Origin of the sequence: Chryseobacterium sp. T16E-39 (genome assembly GCF_002216065.1) — a bacterium.
In the GTDB taxonomy this organism is placed as follows: Bacteria; Bacteroidota; Bacteroidia; order Flavobacteriales; family Weeksellaceae; genus Chryseobacterium.
In genome coordinates, this window is record NZ_CP022282.1 from 1,586,971 (window position 1) to 1,604,572 (window position 17,602).

At 34.5% G+C, this 17,602-nt stretch carries 18 protein-coding genes; 5 read left to right on the plus strand and 13 right to left on the minus strand.

Annotated elements, in window-relative coordinates; genetic code table 11:
• Positions 1-28 precede the first annotated feature (28 nt).
• The 4 genes from CEY12_RS07235 to CEY12_RS07250 form a co-directional block, all read right to left on the minus strand.
• On the minus strand, positions 29-478 hold the full coding sequence (locus CEY12_RS07235) for an SRPBCC family protein (RefSeq protein ID WP_089027050.1): 450 nt from the start codon (positions 476-478) through the stop codon (positions 29-31).
• Positions 460-1,278 (minus strand): hypothetical protein, encoded by an 819-nt coding sequence (locus CEY12_RS07240; RefSeq protein WP_089027051.1) that lies wholly within the window; start codon positions 1,276-1,278, stop codon positions 460-462. Before CEY12_RS07240 ends, CEY12_RS07235 begins: the two co-directional genes overlap by 19 nt.
• Complete coding sequence (locus tag CEY12_RS22455) at positions 1,262-1,666, minus strand: hypothetical protein (RefSeq protein WP_089027052.1); 405 nt, start codon at positions 1,664-1,666, stop codon at positions 1,262-1,264. Before CEY12_RS22455 ends, CEY12_RS07240 begins: the two co-directional genes overlap by 17 nt.
• Positions 1,667-1,816: 150 nt before the next feature.
• Positions 1,817-2,320: a GbsR/MarR family transcriptional regulator gene (locus CEY12_RS07250; RefSeq protein WP_089027053.1), complete on the minus strand. Its 504-nt coding sequence runs from the start codon at positions 2,318-2,320 to the stop codon at positions 1,817-1,819.
• Between the two features lie 215 nt (positions 2,321-2,535).
• On the opposite strand from CEY12_RS07250, the gene CEY12_RS07255 reads away from it, so the two are divergent.
• Positions 2,536-3,738: an aminopeptidase C gene (locus tag CEY12_RS07255; protein ID WP_089027054.1), complete on the plus strand. Its 1,203-nt coding sequence runs from the start codon at positions 2,536-2,538 to the stop codon at positions 3,736-3,738.
• 95 nt (positions 3,739-3,833) lie between these two features.
• On the opposite strand, the gene CEY12_RS07260 is transcribed toward CEY12_RS07255, so the two are convergent.
• Together CEY12_RS07260 and CEY12_RS07265 are read right to left on the minus strand one after the other, a co-directional pair.
• On the minus strand, positions 3,834-4,316 hold the full coding sequence (locus CEY12_RS07260; RefSeq protein WP_089027055.1) for an ASCH domain-containing protein: 483 nt from the start codon (positions 4,314-4,316) through the stop codon (positions 3,834-3,836).
• 356 nt (positions 4,317-4,672) lie between these two features.
• Complete coding sequence (locus CEY12_RS07265) at positions 4,673-7,105, minus strand: thiamine pyrophosphate-dependent enzyme (protein WP_089027056.1); 2,433 nt, start codon at positions 7,103-7,105, stop codon at positions 4,673-4,675.
• A gap of 137 nt (positions 7,106-7,242) precedes the next feature.
• Between CEY12_RS07265 and CEY12_RS07270 the strand changes: the two genes are divergently transcribed.
• Positions 7,243-7,536, plus strand: coding sequence for a hypothetical protein (locus CEY12_RS07270; RefSeq protein WP_089027057.1), 294 nt, complete (start codon positions 7,243-7,245; stop codon positions 7,534-7,536).
• Positions 7,537-7,747: 211 nt separating this feature from the next.
• On the opposite strand, the gene CEY12_RS07275 is transcribed toward CEY12_RS07270, so the two are convergent.
• The 7 genes from CEY12_RS07275 to queA all read right to left on the minus strand — a co-directional run bounded on the left by CEY12_RS07275 (position 7,748) and on the right by queA (position 13,886).
• On the minus strand, positions 7,748-8,725 hold the full coding sequence (locus CEY12_RS07275) for a polyprenyl synthetase family protein (protein ID WP_089027058.1): 978 nt from the start codon (positions 8,723-8,725) through the stop codon (positions 7,748-7,750).
• Between the two features lie 390 nt (positions 8,726-9,115).
• Positions 9,116-9,283, minus strand: coding sequence for a bacteriocin-like protein (locus tag CEY12_RS22235; RefSeq protein ID WP_157676775.1), 168 nt, complete (start codon positions 9,281-9,283; stop codon positions 9,116-9,118).
• A gap of 164 nt (positions 9,284-9,447) precedes the next feature.
• Complete coding sequence (locus CEY12_RS22240) at positions 9,448-9,612, minus strand: bacteriocin-like protein (RefSeq protein WP_157676776.1); 165 nt, start codon at positions 9,610-9,612, stop codon at positions 9,448-9,450.
• A gap of 83 nt (positions 9,613-9,695) precedes the next feature.
• Entirely contained in the window at positions 9,696-10,574 is an 879-nt protein-coding gene (locus CEY12_RS07285; protein WP_089027060.1) for a hypothetical protein, read from the minus strand.
• Positions 10,575-10,723: 149 nt separating this feature from the next.
• On the minus strand, positions 10,724-11,650 hold the full coding sequence (locus CEY12_RS07290; RefSeq protein WP_089027061.1) for a sterol desaturase family protein: 927 nt from the start codon (positions 11,648-11,650) through the stop codon (positions 10,724-10,726).
• Positions 11,651-11,725: 75 nt separating this feature from the next.
• Complete coding sequence (gene rlmN, locus CEY12_RS07295) at positions 11,726-12,760, minus strand: 23S rRNA (adenine(2503)-C(2))-methyltransferase RlmN (RefSeq protein WP_089027062.1); 1,035 nt, start codon at positions 12,758-12,760, stop codon at positions 11,726-11,728.
• 76 nt (positions 12,761-12,836) lie between these two features.
• The gene (gene queA, locus CEY12_RS07300; RefSeq protein WP_089027063.1) at positions 12,837-13,886 is read right to left on the minus strand and encodes a tRNA preQ1(34) S-adenosylmethionine ribosyltransferase-isomerase QueA; all 1,050 of its coding nucleotides are present in this window, start codon (positions 13,884-13,886) and stop codon (positions 12,837-12,839) included.
• 178 nt (positions 13,887-14,064) lie between these two features.
• Between queA and CEY12_RS07305 the strand changes: the two genes are divergently transcribed.
• From CEY12_RS07305 to CEY12_RS07315, 3 genes are all read left to right on the plus strand, one after another.
• Positions 14,065-14,757 carry an AIM24 family protein gene (locus CEY12_RS07305; RefSeq protein WP_089027064.1) on the plus strand — a complete coding sequence of 231 codons (693 nt, stop codon included), beginning with the start codon at positions 14,065-14,067 and terminating at the stop codon, positions 14,755-14,757.
• Between the two features lie 93 nt (positions 14,758-14,850).
• The gene (locus CEY12_RS07310; protein WP_157676777.1) at positions 14,851-16,359 is read left to right on the plus strand and encodes a peptidase M61; all 1,509 of its coding nucleotides are present in this window, start codon (positions 14,851-14,853) and stop codon (positions 16,357-16,359) included.
• 98 nt (positions 16,360-16,457) lie between these two features.
• Positions 16,458-17,531, plus strand: coding sequence for a serine hydrolase domain-containing protein (locus tag CEY12_RS07315; protein ID WP_228409814.1), 1,074 nt, complete (start codon positions 16,458-16,460; stop codon positions 17,529-17,531).
• Positions 17,532-17,602: the final 71 nt, after the last annotated feature.

Here is a 17,602-nt window from a genome sequence, read left to right on the forward strand (position 1 = left end):
AATTTTCGCCATTCTACTTTTAGAAAGATCATAATTCAGCAGTTTTTTTAATGATTGCATTTCTCTCTAATAAAAAACCTGTAAGATAATTTTTAAGAAAGAATCTATTGAAAAGTCTTCCCACGATTCCAAGTGGAGATTCAAATTCAAGAACATCTATCATGATTGTGTTTTCACCCTCGTTTTTAAAAATGTGTTGATGTATAAATGATTTAAAAGTTCCTTTCAACATGATATCAGTAAATTCAGAAGGTCGTTCCATACTAATAATTTTTGAGGTATGTGTTTGATTAAATCCTAAATATTTCGCCTTCCAGGTTACAGTCTCGTTCAATTCAATTAATCCCCTTGTTCGTCCTGCAATAGCCCTTTCCTGAGATTTGAATGTTGATCTCTGATGAAGATCAATATCTCGTGCCCTATCAAAAACGATATGAACATCTGCTTTGATGATTGTTTCTAAATAAATTTTAGACATTCCAGTAAAGTGATTAAAACAACTGTTCTGTAAATGATCCAGCTAATAGTTGGAAAAGCGTTCAATCTTAATATCTTACATCTTCTCCAGTGTTCTAAAAGCATCACAGAAACAACAATTCCAAAGTAGATGATGTAAAAGACAGGACTTGCATTTATTAATAAGGCTGGTAATAGAAGGATGGTCCCAATAAGGGAAACGGTCATCATATTTCCGACATAATCCCAGATCTTATCTTTCAGATAAGTTTTTAAGAAGAGACTTTGCCAGGCAATCTGTCCTAAACAAATAATAAATTCTCTCGGAAAGTTCTGATCGAGATGCAATCCTAATTTTGTGGTGAATATACTTAAAACATAAGATGAGAAAAATACGACAAAAGCGATGTAGCCTACTCTATATTTTACATTAAATTCGGGAACACAAGACTGGTCTGTATACTCTTTATTGGAGGGAATAATCTGCTTTCTATTATAGGAAACAAAAGAATACAATTTTCTAAAAAACCAATACAGCGGTTGTATTCTTGCTATTCTTTCTAAAACAGGAAATGAATTTCCAATGATGACAAGCAAACTGTCCAAACCATAAACCACTTCATTTTTGCTATGATCCACCAAAGCAATTTCATTTTTTGCACGGTTAAAATCAATAACTGACTTGTTCTTAAAACTCATTTCACTAAAGGCCTCTCTTCCATGTTCATCAAGCATCCCACATTTTGTAAAACCTTTGGAATAAATACTGCACATCGGACATTCATTGTCGTAGATGAGGGTGTGATTATTTAATGTTTTCATGCTGTTCGAAGTTTAGATCTTTATTTTTAAAAACTAGATAAGTATCCCTTACATAAAGAATCGCCATTATAGGGCTGTAAAAAAATGATAATACAGGAATTACTATAAAAATAAAAGCGATAAAATTTGTATTACCAAAAATGGCTAAGCCTAATAAAGATGGAAATATGGGCATAATCACATATCCATAGATCTTAAATAATAATGATTTCTCGTATTTGTAGGAACATCTTATCAGGTAACTCACTGATTGCAAAATTCCTATTCCAAAATAAAAGAGATAAATAATTTTTTCATTATCATGTATCAACCCAATTAATACAATGCCCGAGATAACAGTAAAAATAATTAGCTGGATATAAAAATCATAGGTAAAGAAAGTTTTCATAGCAATGGTCTTTTAAAAATTGTTATTTTTCTTTTTTCCAAAATAAAGGAGCAAAAAAATATGAATGATTAAATTTTTCATAATTATTATATTTTCAATAATTTTTGAAAGTTAAACTGAAATAAAAAAGGATTCTCACCCTCTTCTATTCTATTTTAATAAGTTAGTTATCTTCCCGACCAACCAATGGTCATCACTTTTAATGGCGAGATCCATAATATTATTGATCTTTCCTGTGACCGTGCTAAAGTCCTCCATTAATTTAATAAATTCTTTAGCTTCCTCAGACTCTTTATCTTCAATGTCTTTCAAGTCTTCCAAAAAAGAAATAACCGGTTCAATTTCTCTCTTTCTGCGTTCCTTTGTTATTTGCTTAAATAAAAACCAAACATCTTTTTCTGCCATGAAATACTCTTTTCGGTCTCCTTTTACAAACTCTTTCTTTACAATCCCCCAGTCCATCAAAGCACGTAGGTTCATATTAGCGTTCCCTCTTGAAATTTCAAGCTGTTCCATTACCTCATCTGTTGACAAAGGCTTACCACTTGCCATAAGCAACGCATGAACCTGCGCCATAGTACGGTTGATCCCCCAATTGGTCGCAAACGTTCCCCATGTCTGAATGTATTTTTCTTTAGCTTCTGAAAGTTGCATTTTTGTCTCTTTTTGAATTCCTAATACAAATGTAATAATAATTTTTGAACTTTCAATAATTTTTGAAAATTAATTTTTTATTCTTTCTCCAAACCAATTCTTATTTGCCTTTTCGCACTTTTGCTATTTTGCAATTTATTTTTCAACAAATTTAACCTTTCCCCTTGTAACAAATCTTTTATTACAACGACTCGTTAAAAATAATCTTTACAGTAATGAAATATAACAAAATTGCATCATTACTTTTTGTTTTGTCTGCAGGAAGTATGATGTTCGCACAAGATGACTTGATCAACAAGTTAAAAACCAATCAATCACAAAATGCCAATTTTAAATTCACCACACTAAAAGATGTTGGTGCTACTTCGGTAAAGAACCAGGGATCTTCAGGGACATGCTGGAGTTATTCCGGAAACTCTTTCCTCGAGTCTGAAATGCAGCGTATGGGTAAAAAACCTGTGGATCTTGCTGAAATCTTTACTGCAAGGAATTCTTATCATGATAAGGCAAAGTTGTATGTTTTAAATAATGGTGCAATCAGTTGGGGAGACGGTGGAGAATTACACGATGTAATCAATATGTACAAAAAGTACGGAGCGGTTCCACAGGAAGTGTATACTGGACTAAAAGCAGGCCAGACGATCAACAACTTCAAGGAAATGCAGGATAAAATTAAACCCGTATTAGACAGTCTGGTGCAGGCTTCTTCAAAAGGTAAGCTTTCTGATAACTGGATGGCTTCTGTAGATGCCATTTTGGATGAGTATTTAGGAAAAGTTCCTACGAACTTTACGTATAATGGAAAATCGTACACTCCAAAAACATTTGCTAGTGAAGTAGTGGGCATTAATCCAGAAGATTATGTAGAGCTATCATCATACAAAGATTATCCTTACTTCCAGAAATTTGTAAATCCAATTCCAGATAACTGGAGCCACGATTCTGATTGGAATATTCCAATGACAGATATGACCGCTATCGTAGACAACGCAGTATCTAAAGGATATTCTGTAGGTTGGGCAACAGATGTTTCTGAACCTTATTTTTCATATAAAAACGGAGTTGCTTACGTTCCTGATCTGGATTTAGATCAAATTACTCCAGAAGTAAAAAAAGAATTGTTTACAGAGCCTAAAAAGGATAAAACAATTACAGAAGATATGCGTCAGAAAGCTCTTAATAACCTTTCTACAACGGATGATCATGGAATGCACATCGTAGGATTGGCAAAAGATCAGAGCGGGAAAGAATATTATATGGTTAAGAACTCCTGGGGAGTAACGAACGATTTTCAAGGGTATATCTATGTAACAAGACCTTATGTTGAATATAAATCAACTGCGATCCTTGTGCACAAGAATGCGATTCCAAAAAATATTTTAAAGCAATTAAAGCCTACTAAAAATATTGGTTTATAAGAGAAATCACTTTTTGTCATTCATGATGACAATTTTATATATCTAAATCGGTTAAAAGCTGCTCTTGGAAATTCTAAGAGCAGCTTTGTTTTTTACTAATATTTAAAAGGCTCGGTATATACTGCTTTAAAATATTCACAGACCAAAGGCGTTTGCATTGTTGCTTCTTTATTGATACGTTCACACTCAGACTGGATATACTCCCAATAAATCTCTCTCCAGCTTTCCAATGTTCGGTCTCCTTCTCCACTGTCAAACGCAAACTGAGTCCCTACTTCATCGAATGGGATAATCGAGAGTCCTGTCGTCTGAATAACACAAACAGGCATATCGTTAGAATCTTTTATAATATTGTATTCTCCGATAGAAGGAATGGGATTATTCTCTGACTCATAAACCCACAATAGAGAACCTGTTGCTATTTTTATCCCGGCAACAACCAATTCTGCAATACTTGTAGCATCTTCCTGTCCCCCAAAATGAAAAGAGCCGGATAGTTCTAAATCCTGAGAAACATCCTCTTTTAAGCTAGCTATAAACTGCTTCCAATAAGATGTGATGTTGTTGTCTAAAGGCATGTTTTTAATTTAAGTCTTAAATATAATGATTAAAAGAATATTATCTCCCTTAAATAAGAATTATTAAATAGCTGACAACCTCTCGTTATATATTCAAAAACAGTTATATTTATAATCAGTAACAAATTAAAGAAATATGAAAAATCTAAGAAAATTACCGTATTCAGATTTGAAAAAAATTAATGGTGGTAGTGCCCCGGAATGTCCAGTTGGATCAATTGCCTGTTATCATCGTCCTCAAAATGGAATTCCCAGCTACTGGACTTGTGAGTTGAGTGGTACTGGATGTAAAAGTTAAGACCAATTAAAAACCCGCTTCATATTTGAAGCGGGTTTCTATTTATTACATATCCTTATTAAAATATCGCAGGATATTTCTGAGGATTTGTTTCATTAAACATAGCATAGATTTTTTCTACCATATCATCAGAAGATGGCTTGCTGAAATAATCTCCGTCACTTGCATAAGCAGGACGGTGGTCATTAGCAGCTATCGTCAATGGATCAGAATCCAGATATCTGAATGCTTTTTGTTTTTCTAAAATCTGCTGAAGAATAAATGCTGAAGTTCCTCCTTCTACATCTTCATCGATAACGACCAATCTGTTGGTTTTCTTTACACTCTCTGCAATTTCATTTGTCAAATCGAAAGGAATTAAAGACTGGACATCAATAACTTCAGAAGAGATTCCTAATTTTTCCAATTCTTCTGCAGCTTCCATTACAATTCTCCATGTAGAACCATAGGTCACCAACGTTACATCCTTCCCTTCCTTCGTTACTTCAATCTTTCCTACAGGAACGGTAAACTCACCTAAATTGTCAGGCTGCTTTTCCTTTAATCGGTATCCGTTCAGACATTCAACAATGACTGCCGGATCATCACTCTGAAGCATTGTATTATAGAATCCTGCCGCTTTTGTAAGATTTCTTGGAACAAGTACCAAAATTCCTTTTGAAAGGTTAAGAATTCCTGCCATTGGAGAACCCGAATGCCAAACACCTTCTAATCGATGCCCTCTTGTTCTGATGATCACTGGAGCTTTTTGACCTCCTTTTGTTCTGTACTGAACTGTTGCCAAATCATCACTCATTCCCTGTATACAATACAAGATATAATCCAGGTACTGAATCTCAGCAATAGGTCTCAGCCCTCTCATTGCCATACCAATACCCTGCCCTAAAATAGTAGCTTCACGGATACCTGTATCTGCAACACGAACATCACCATATTTTTCCTGCATCCCTTCTAAACCTTGGTTTACATCACCGATATTTCCGGCATCTTCACCAAAAACAAGGGTTTCAGGATATTTTTCAAATATTTTGTCAAAATTGTTTCTAACGACTACTCTTCCATCTACATCTTCAGAATGGTCAGAATATACAGGCTTAACTTCTTTGATATTTTCAGCTTTCCATTGAGACTGGGAGTAAAGGTGAGACGAGTAATTGTCTTTCTCTACTTCAAAAACCTCATTGTATTTCTGCATCAACTGATTTCTTTCTGCAGTATTTGTTCCTCTTGTTGCCAATAAAGATTTTCTCATCAAATGGAAAATATCTTTTTTAGCTTTAGAAACTAATTTATTGAACTGAGTAATATAATTTTCAATTTCTGAATTTTGTCCTTTAAGGTTTTCCACTAAAGGTAAAACAGCCTTAGAAAGATCTAAGATGGTTTTCTGATAATTTTCCCAAGCGATTTTTTGACCAGCTTTTACCATCTTCTTCGCTTCCTCATCAATTGCATCCAGCTCTTCCTTTGTTGCAATAACTTCTTCTTTTCCTTCAATTTCAATTGAATAGTTTAAGATCCATTCTTTAAATTTCACCAATCCATCAAAATCCGCTTCCCAGGATAGACGTTCTTCATTCTTATATCTTTCGTGAGATCCTGAAGTAGAGTGACCTTGTGGCTGGGTAACTTCAATGACATGAACAACTACAGGAACACTTTCAGTTCTTGCAAAGTGTTCTGCTCTTGCGTATGCATCCAATAATGCAGGATAATCCCATGCTTTTACCTGAATAATCTCACAGCCCTGGTTTTCACCTTCTTTTCTTTGAAACCCACTTAGCATTTCAGAGATATCTGCTTTTGCTCTCTGGTTTTTAGTAGGAACAGAAATCCCATAACCATCATCCCAAATTGAAACGATCATTGGAACCTGAAGTGCACATGCCGCATTCAATGTTTCCCAAAAATGACCTTCTGCAGTAGAAGCATCCCCGATAGTTCCGAAAGCAATTTCGTTTCCATCTTTTGAGAATTTCTCTGAACCGTCAAATTGTACTGATTTATATATTTTTGAAGCCTGAGCCAATCCTAATAATCTAGGCATTTGACCTGCTGTAGGAGAGATATCAGAAGAAATATTTTTCTGAGCCATTAAATTTTTCCAGCTCCCATCTTCATTTAAACTCCTTGTTGCGAAGTGTCCGTTCATTTGTCTTCCTGCAGATGCAGGCTCTCTTTCTACGCTGGTATCGGCATATAGCTGTGCAAAAAAGCTTTCAACCGTTAAAGCATCTACAGACAATGCAAAAGTCTGATCTCTGTAGTATCCTGAACGGAAGTCTCCATTCCTGAAAACTTTCGCCATTGCCAACTGTGGTAATTCCTTACCATCACCGAAGATTCCAAATTTAGCTTTTCCTGTAAGAACTTCTCTTCTACCCAGGTAAGACATTTCACGAGAAATTCTTCCTAATTTATAGTCTTCAAGTATTTGATTTTTAAAATCTTGAAAGGAAATCTTCTGTGTTTCAATATAGGTTGTTTGCATAGCCAAATATAAAAATTTTTAGTTCTAGAAGTATTTTGCTAATATACACTTTTTAAATTAATTTTAATTTTTAATAATCTTTTTTAAAAATTTGATAATAAAGAAAATTATGTTTTACTTTAAATAAATTTGTATAAATGGAAAAAAAATCGCCGCATATACTCAATGCATCCAGTAATCTTTTAGGATTTTCTTTGATCATAATCACCTCATTGAAGATCACTAAAATCAGTGGCAGTACATATCTGGACGAATTTGCCGGAGTGGCATGCATACTTTTTGCATGCAGTTGTTTCTTTTCATTTTTAGCCATCAGGACAAGCCATGAAAAACGGGAAACAAAATTTGAGAATATTGCAGATTATCTATTTTTAATCGCTTTATTTTGTATAGTCTTAGCTGTTGTTATCGTTACAGTTAGAATAATGTAAGTATTTAGAATTAAGTTAAATGTAAATATCAAATCAGAAAACGATATCATCATACTATATTTTTATAATCAAATTCGCTTTATTTTAGAATAATTCGAAGATAAAAACATTTATAGAATTTACTATTATTAAGTAACTACAAGGAATTACATCAATCAAATATAATTAAACTCTGTATTATTTACAGAAAACAGAAAAGATACCCAGCCCGTTAGAACTTTCTTTCAATCACATAATCCAGCATACTGTATAGTGATCTTTTGGCTTCAGAGTCAGGAAAATCATTGAGAAGATCTTTCGCCTTTTGCTGAAAATCTTTCATTACAGAGACAGCATAATCTAAACCACCTGAACTTTTCACAAAAGCAATAAGCTCTTTTACACGCTTTTTATCATTATTATAACGCTTTATTGTATTGAAAAAATATTTCCTGTCCTTTTCACTGGCGATTTTTAAGGCATGAATCAGAGGAAGCGTCATCTTTTGTTCTTTAATATCTATACCAACCGGTTTTCCTATGACATTAGAACTCAAATAGTCAAACAAGTCGTCTTTAATCTGAAATGCCATTCCTGTGTAAGTTCCGAAATCCTTCATTCTTTTCGCAAGATTTTCATCGGCATTATTCGACAAAACACCTACTTCACAGCAAGCAGCAATTAATGTTGCTGTTTTCTGACGGATAATCTCATAATAAACATCTTCTGTAATGTCTAGTTTCCTTGCTTTTTCCAACTGAAGAAGTTCCCCTTCCGACATTTCACGGGTTGTTCGTGCTATTACCGAAAGTAAATCATACTCTTTATGGTCTGTAGAAATCAACACTGATTTCATCAGCAGATAATCTCCTACTAAAACTGCAATTTTATTCTTCCATAAGGCATTAATAGAGAAAAAATTACGACGTTTAAAACTTTCATCTACGACATCATCATGAACTAATGTTGCGGTATGAATCAATTCTATCATCGAAGCTCCCCGATAGGTTTTTTCATTGACCTCTCCTACCAGCTTTGCACATAGAAATACAAACATAGGACGCATTTGCTTCCCTTTAGTTGTAACGATAAAACGTGTTACCTTATCTAATAAAGGAACTTTACTCTGCATTGATTCATAAAACTTCTGCTCGAAAAGTTTCATTTCTTCATTGATCGGTTGCTTGATTTCTTCTACTATATTGGCCACTATTTTATAAAATATTGATTTTCAGCCGTCACCGATCTGAAAATTAGTTCTTTTTCTCAAATTTGTGCACTTTTATGCATTTTTTAAAGAATGATCAAAAATAATGCTTTTTATGGAAACAAAAAATTATTACATAAATTTTAAAAGTTATATATCTTTCTTTTAATTCGTGAATTCTGGTTTCTCAGATTTCCTCAAAAAGTTCGAAATGAAACACATAATTTCCCACACAGTTAAATAGTTTAGGCAGGCATTTCACAGGTAATGAAATCGGTATTGAACTTTGGGGTTGAAAAATTCAGTAGGTAAAACATGCCTATTTAATAAAAATCCAATGCCACAAAGTTTAGGCACTGGATTTTATTTCTCGTTGCAATTAAGAAAAATCACCTAGCAATTTGGGGCAGGCGAATTTGGGCAGGTTCTATTTCCACAGTAATCTGCAGCCCACTCCATGCAGCAGCGAGCCTGAGGATTCCAGCTATTGCACCCAATAGGTACATTTCCACCTTTGATAGTCTTTAATTCTCTTTTGTTTAATTTTCTTAGATTGTTCATAATTATATTTTAGTTTGATTAAAAAGTAAATATCCAAAATCATTACAAATTATACAACAAAATGTGAGTTATTTTACTTATTTTTTTTAATAAAAGAATTTTGTATATCAATAATTAAAAATAAAGAAAATAAAAAATCCCTCATCAAGAGGGATTCTATTTTATTATTTAGGAATACAATAGCAATTACAAGCTGCATCGGGTTCTGGCCCACAAATACCTGTGGCTTCGCAAATGTACTTGTATCCAGGTTGGCAAACACCTTCTGGTACTCCTGCACCCTTAATAGCTTTTAAATTTTCTCTTGAAATTTTTTTGAAATTTTTCATTGTATAACTTTTATTTGTTAGATACTAAATATAAGAAGTATTCTACAATTAGAGATTTAATGTGAAAAATAAATTACGGAAATTCAATCTTTGAGTTCTTCTTTTGGAATAAAATACAGACTCTGTTTTACGGTTCCTAGTGGGTACCTGAATTTTTCCCCCGAAATGTAAAGCCCTTTCTCATCAACTGCAATTCCTTCGATCTGGCCAATCGAAGTTGCCATTCCCAGATAATAATGCTTTCGTCTTTCTTTAAAAAAGATCCCCGGTTCAGTTTCATTAAAAATGTCCAGAAAAACTTCTGTTTTCTTTGTATACCCTATTAAATAAAGTTTTTTATCAAAGTAAGAAGCATCCGTTATCACAAAATCAGTTTTATAGGTTTCTATTTTCTCTGCTTTCTGTAACTCCGACATCTCCGGGTCAACAATATAATGCGAAGTTGCTTTTGAAGCCCACTCTTTAGTAAAAATATGCAGTTTACCATTCAAATAGATCATAGCTTCCGCATCGAAATCGTTATTGGTATTTTTTGAAATAAATTCTTTCTGTTCCGGATAGTAAAAGGATATGGTTTTAATCAGATTATTCTTTAAGCTATCATTAGGAAAAGGGACTTTATAGATCTCGAGATCCTTTCTGGTGCCGGTATTATTTCCAAAGTCTCCGATATAGAAATTTGTTCCATCATTTGTCAATGCTTCCCAATCTTTATTTTTAGCATTAATCTTTAAAACATTTACAATCTTTCCCGAAGTTTTTTCTATTTCAAAGAGTTCGGGACTATTACCACTATCATTAAAGGTATAGAGCTTGCCATTGAAGAAATTCAATCCCGAAGTTTCCTGAACCTGATCTTCAAGAAAAGCGGTTCTGTATTTTTTTATTTTAAGAAATTCGGTTTGTTGGGAAAATACTGTTTGAAAAACAAAGATTGCAAAAATGAAGATAGACTTTTTCATTACATAAAAATACAATTTCCGATGAAATTAATTGATCTGTAGTTCAAATTAAATCTGTAAAAATAGGTTTTGGCTAAAGCCAATCGAATTTATATTATAAAAAACGGGCTAAAGCCCGTTTCTATTAATTAACCTTAATCTGATAAGGTCTATGCTGATTTTTTATGCTGTTTGCGGATTTTCTTTGCAAAATAATCTTTTTGATATTGCCTAACTGTTTTTCCGGTACCATCATGCCTCCAGCCGGGAGAATTAAAAATATAGTTGATCCTGTCTGAAAACTTCAACCCCGGTTGTTTTATATCTTTCCATATCTTTCGCCACTCATAAAACAGGACGGTATCGGGTTTATTGTCCGGCATTTTAGGATAAATACCATATTTTACGGGAATATTGGGATCTTCTTTTTCAAAAGTGCCAAACATTTTATCCCAAATAATCAGGCACATTCCCATATTTCTATCCAGGTATTTAATATTGCAGGCATGATGAACACGATGATGAGATGGCGTTACCAAAATATGTTCCAGGAAACCCATCTTCTTTACCGTTTGTGTGTGAACCCATGTACCATACACTTGTCCAATAGCGTAAACGACCATGATATGCCACGGATTGAAACCTAAAAAAGCAAGTGGAGAAAAGTATAAATACCTGTAAAGAGGCTGTAAAACGGGACTTCTGAAGCCCGTTGTCAGGTTAAAATATTCCGAATTATGATGGGTGATATGAACGGCCCAAAACGCTCTGGAATGGTGATCTACGTAATGAAGTACATAATAGGCGAAATCAGTAATGACAAAACAGATGAGCCAATACCAAACAGTAAAATCCCACGTAAAAAGCCGGTGATTGTAAAAGAAAAACATCACTCCCATAGCAAAAACCTTCATTATCAAATCCAGACCGAAGTTCAGGAGTGCTAAAAAAACGCTTGTTGCTACATCTTTTTTATCATATAATTTAGCCTCAGAGACGTGGCTGTAGATCATTTCAGCTAAAATTACAGTAGCATGAAACGGAATTGCCCAGGCATAGACATTTTCTAATCCATCTTCACCCAAAAAATAGTTCATTATTTACTAGCTTTGTGCAAAGGTAGGGTTTTATAAAAATCGGAAATCTATTCCGGTAAGTTTTTTAAGGAAATTTTAATCCGTAACCTTATTGGCCAATTGTCCGCACGCAGCATCGATATCTCCACCACGGCTTTTTCTGATCATTACGGTAATTCCCGCATTCTCAAGCTGGCGTACATAGTTTTCTTCTGCCTGTTTGTTACATTGGTCGTACTTCCCATCTCCAATTGGATTGTATTGGATAAGATTAACTTTGGAAGGAACCTGTTTGCAATATTTGATCAAAGCTTTTATGTCTTCATCCCCGTCGTTAATCCCTTTCCATACACAATATTCAAAAGTGATCGTACTTCCCGTTTTTTTGTACCAGTACTGCAGCGATTCCATAATATCTGTCAATGGAAACTTATCTGAAAACGGCATGATTTCGTTACGTTTGGATTCTATTGCAGAGTGAAGTGACAGAGCCAGTTTTACACGCAGTTCGTCATCTGCCAGCATCTTGATCATCTTCGGTATTCCTGAAGTTGAAACAGTAATTCTTCTTGGGGACATTCCCAAACCTTCCGGCTGGGTGATTTTCCGGATAGCCTCAACTACATTTTTGTAATTCATCATAGGCTCCCCCATTCCCATAAAAACAATATTGCTAAGAGGCCTGTCAAAATACATTTTACTTTGATTGTCAATAAGAGCAACCTGATCCACAATTTCAGCGACTTCAAGGTTTCTCATTCTCTTCAATCGTGCTGTCGCACAAAACTCGCAGTTTAATGAACATCCTACCTGTGAGGAAACACAAGCTGTCGTTCTTGTTTCTGTAGGAATCAAAACCGATTCTACCATTAAACCATCATGAAGTTTCACTCCATTTTTAATGGTTCCGTCCGTACTCTTTTGAAGTAAATCAACGGATACAGGATTGATGGTATATTCTGCTGAAATTTTATCACGAAGCTGTTTTGAAAGATTCGTCATTTCATCAATAGAATGAAGGTTTTTACTCCACAACCAGTCATAAACCTGTTTCGCACGAAACGGTTTTTCTCCTAAAGTCAAGAAATAGTCTTTAAGCTGATCCAGTGATAAAGTTCGAATATCTTTCATATGAGGTATCAGGTATTAGGTGTTAGGATTTAGGTACAATTACGAAGCCCTAAATCCTAATTCCTATTATCTTTTTTTATAAAATAAGCATTGCATCACCGTAAGAATAGAATTTATACTTTTCTTTTACGGCTTCTTCATAAGCATGCATTACGAAATCTCTTCCAGCAAATGCAGCGATCATCATCAATAATGTAGACTTCGGCGTGTGGAAGTTTGTGATCATTGAATTTGCAACTCCAAAATCGTGAGGTGGGTAAATGAATTTATTCGTCCAACCGTTAAATGCAGAGATTTTCTTGTTAGAAGAAACTGAAGTTTCCAATGCTCTCATTGTTGTAGTTCCTACAGCACAAACTCTTCTGTGCGCATCTACTGCTCTGTTAATGATTTCAGCATTTTTCTCATCGATAATGATTTCTTCAGACTCCATTTTATGCTTAGAAAGATCTTCAACTTCGATCGGGTTGAATGTTCCTAAACCAACGTGAAGAGTTACTTCAGCAAAGTCAATTCCTTTGATCTCTAATCTCTTCATCAAATGCTTAGAGAAGTGTAGACCAGCAGTTGGTGCTGCAACAGCTCCTTCAACTTTAGCATAGATCGTTTGATATCTTTCAGCATCTTCGGGCTCTACTGCTCTTTTGATGTATTTTGGAAGTGGAGTTTCTCCTAATTCTTTTAATTTTGTTCTGAATTCTTCATAAGAACCGTCAAACAGGAATCTTAGGGTTCTTCCTCTAGAAGTTGTGTTATCAATAACCTCAGCCACTAAAGATTCATCTTCAGTAAAGAACAATTTGTTACCAATTCTTATTTTTCTAGCCGGATCTACCAATACATCCCAAACACGAGTTTCTTTATCAAGCTCTCTTAAAAGAAATACTTCAATTTTAGCTCCAGTTTTTTCTTTATTTCCATAAAGACGTGCAGGGAAAACCTTCGTATTGTTAAAAATAAATAAGTCTTTTTCATCGAAATAATCCACTACATCTTTAAACAACTTGTGCTCTATAGTTTCAGTTTTTCTGTCAAGAACCATTAGTCTCGCATCATCTCTGTGCTCAGATGGGTGTTCTGCCAATAATTCCTCAGGAAGGTCAAAATTAAAATCGGATGTTTTCATTTTTTTAAATTACGGTTTAAAAATTATTGAAATTACTAGTGTAATTTTCGGTGTGCAAATATACGACATTGAATACCCCTTTGTCAAGCTTTATTTAATAAAGCTGTCAAATGGTTAATAATCACCATCTTATTCAATGTAAAAAAAATGTAATTTGGTCCTCTAAAAATTACTAATTATGAGCAAATATTCATTGGAATCATTCATTAATGAAACAAAGGAAAATCCACAGGAAAGAGATTATTTTGAACTTGAGAAACCTCAGCTTCTGGAGATTAATCTTAACAATCAATCGGTTTGGACGAAAAGAGGAAGTATGGTGGGTTATACTGGAAACATCAATTTTGAGAGGCAGGGTATGCTTGCCGGAGGTTTAGGAAATCTTCTGAAAAAAGCGATCAGTGGTGAAGGAACAAAACTGATGAAAGCAGAAGGTACCGGAAAACTATATGTGGCTGATTCCGGAAAAAAAGTCCGTATCCTTTATTTAAATAACGAATCTTTATGTGTAAACGGTAATGACGTTCTGGCTCATGAGCAAAGTATACAAAGTGATATTACGATGCTAAAAAGTATTGCGGGTATGCTTTCCGGCGGATTATTCCAGGTGAAGCTTTCAGGATCCGGACATGTAGCTATTACAACTCATGGTGAGCCATTAACCTTAATGGTAACTCCTCATAATCCTGTTTTTACAGATCCAAATGCAACAGTTGCATGGTCAGGAAATTTAACCCCTGAATTGAAAACGAATGTTTCTTTTAAAAGTTTAATGGGAAGAGGAAGCGGCGAAGAGTTTCAGATGATGTTTTCCGGAAATGGCTGGGTTCTTATCCAACCTTATGAAGAGGTGTATACTGTAGAAAAATAATATGATCTAATACGGATAATTGATAGCTAAACTTCTTATTTTTGTTTAGTATTAAAACAAAATCAAATGGATAGCCCTATAAAAATATTTTTCATGTTGATTCTTTTTCCGAGTATGATCTTCGCACAATCATCAAAGAAAAATTATGAATACCATATAGACCTTCTTCATGTATCAAACAATGAAGTGATGGTCTCTTTTACCCCACCCAAAAACAGTCTTAAGCAGGGCAAATTTGTCATTCCAAAAATGATCCCCGGAATTTATCAGGCAATGAATTTCGGACAGTACATTTCTGATTTTAATGCAACTGATAAAGATGGAAAGAAAATAGCGGCAGAACGTCTGGATAAAAACAGCTGGAAGGTGAATGATCTTAAGCATGTGAACAAAATATCTTATAAAGTTACCGGCGGCTGGAACTCTTTACAGCAAAACACAGACGGACCAAAATCTGCAGGCAGCTTATTTATAAAAGATTCGGTTTCTGTTATTAATTACAATTCTCTGGTGGGATACTTCGAAGAAATGAAGGAGACTCCGTATGAAATTAATATCAGGAAAAATAAGGACTTTTATGCTTCTTCAGCCTTAGATTACAAAAGAAAAAATGACACTACCGATGTTGTCTGGGCAAAAGATTACAGGAAACTAGTAGATTCACCTGTGCTCTATTGTGTTCCTGATACCACCTGGTTAAAGATTGGAACCAGCGAGGTTCTTGTATCATTTTACAACAAAAAAGAACGTCATTATTCAAAAAAGATAGCGGATGATATAGAAAATATTTTAAAAAATCAACAGGCTTATCTGGGTGGAAAATTGCCTGTAAACAAATATGCTTTTCTGATCTATTTTGAGTCCTCAAATGAAAAAGGATCTATAGGTGACGGTCTGGAACATTCACGATCAACAGTTTGCCTGTACCGTTCAAAAAGCATGAACTTTTTGCCGGATGCATTAAACAGGGTTGCGGCTCATGAATTCTTTCATATTATTACGCCACTCCATATCCATTCGGGAGATATTCAACACTATGATTTTTTAAATCCTACCATGTCCAAGCACCTTTGGCTTTATGAAGGGATGACAGAATATGCGACCATACATATGCCTATCAAACAGAAAATGATTTCTCTGGCGGATTTTGAAAAAAAACTGGAAGAAAAAATACATGGAATGAATGAGTTTGATAACCATTTATCTTTTACTGAAATAAGTAAGAATGCAATAGAAAGACAGGACCAATACATGAATTTTTATCAGAAAGGCCCACTACTTGGGTTGTGTTTAGATATAAAATTACGTGAACTTTCCGGTGGAAAAATGGGTACCCAGGATCTGATGCAACGGCTTATGAAAAAATACGGGGAGGATAAGTATTTTAATGATGATGATTTATTTGATGAAATTACAAAAATGACCTTCCCTGAAATCCGTACATTTTTCAGGGATTATATAGAAGGGACAAAGCCGGTTCCTTTAAAAGAATATCTTGAAAAAGTAGGCTTTACTTATGATGAAACTACTGGAAAGGTAGGTACACTCGCCAGTCCCGATTCAAAGCAAATAGCCCTGAGAAAAGCATGGATTGGTCAATAACTGATAAGCTTATGGCAAACCTACGACCGACGCCCCTTAATGACTCAAAAAATACCTGAATCATCTCTAAAAACTGCCTTTTAATAAAACTGTTTACTATGAAAAATATTCTTGCCGCATCTCTTTTAATAACAATGAATGTGGTCTATTCTCAAATTTCAAATGTGGAGAAAGTAATCGATGCCAGTGTAAAAAATGATAATTTTAATGGTGCTGTTTTGGTCGCACAGGATGGTAAGACCGAATTACTAAGTTATAAGGGACTGTCCAACAGGCACTACAATATTAATTTTTCAGACGATACCAAATTTCATATTTTTTCACTGACAAAATCATTTACAGCGGTACTGATTATGCAGCTTTATGAAAAAGGAAAAATCAATCTGGATGCTCCTATTGCCACGTACCTACCCGGTTACAAAGGAGAAGCCGCAAAGAAAGCAACCGTAAGAAATTTATTAACATACAGCAGTGGCAGATTTAATAAAGACCTCAGTACCCCCGAATTTATTCATCAGGCATATGACAATACGATATGGAACCTCGATGATTTTATCACTACTTTTTTATCTGAAAAACTTATAGACAAACCAGGTACAAAATTTAATTATAATAATGGAGATTATATTCTGCTCGGAAAAATTATTGAAAACATATATGGTAAATCTTTTGAGGAAGTTTTAAAGGAACAGATTTTAGTCCCTCTAAAAATGAATGACACAGGCCTTCTGCACCACAATGACATTGTTCAGAATATTGATGACGGATATTCTGAAACCGGTTCAGACCCTTTTAGTCTTCATACCCCTACTAATACCTATATCGATAATCTATATACTGCAGGAGCTATGTATTCGACACCGAAAGATCTTTTGATTTTCGACCAGGCAGTTTTTAATCATGTATTAATAAAAAAAGCTACTTTGGATACGATGTTAACTCCTTATAAAGAGCTTGGAGATACTGCCTTTAGTTTTTGGGTTTATCCTAAAAGCTTTGGAAATATCAATACCCTTTTTGTAGAACGCCAAGGTGAAGGTTATGGACACAGTGCAAACTGGGTGCACTTACCAGAAAAAAAACTTACCTTAATCATACTATCCAATACCAAGGATGTCAAGTACCTCAACAAGATGAGAGAACGATTAATAAGTGCTTACTACGGACAATAATTTTCATAAAATCAATTTTAAGATTAAAATGATTCACTGGTTGTTGATATTTTAATATCTTTAAACTAAAA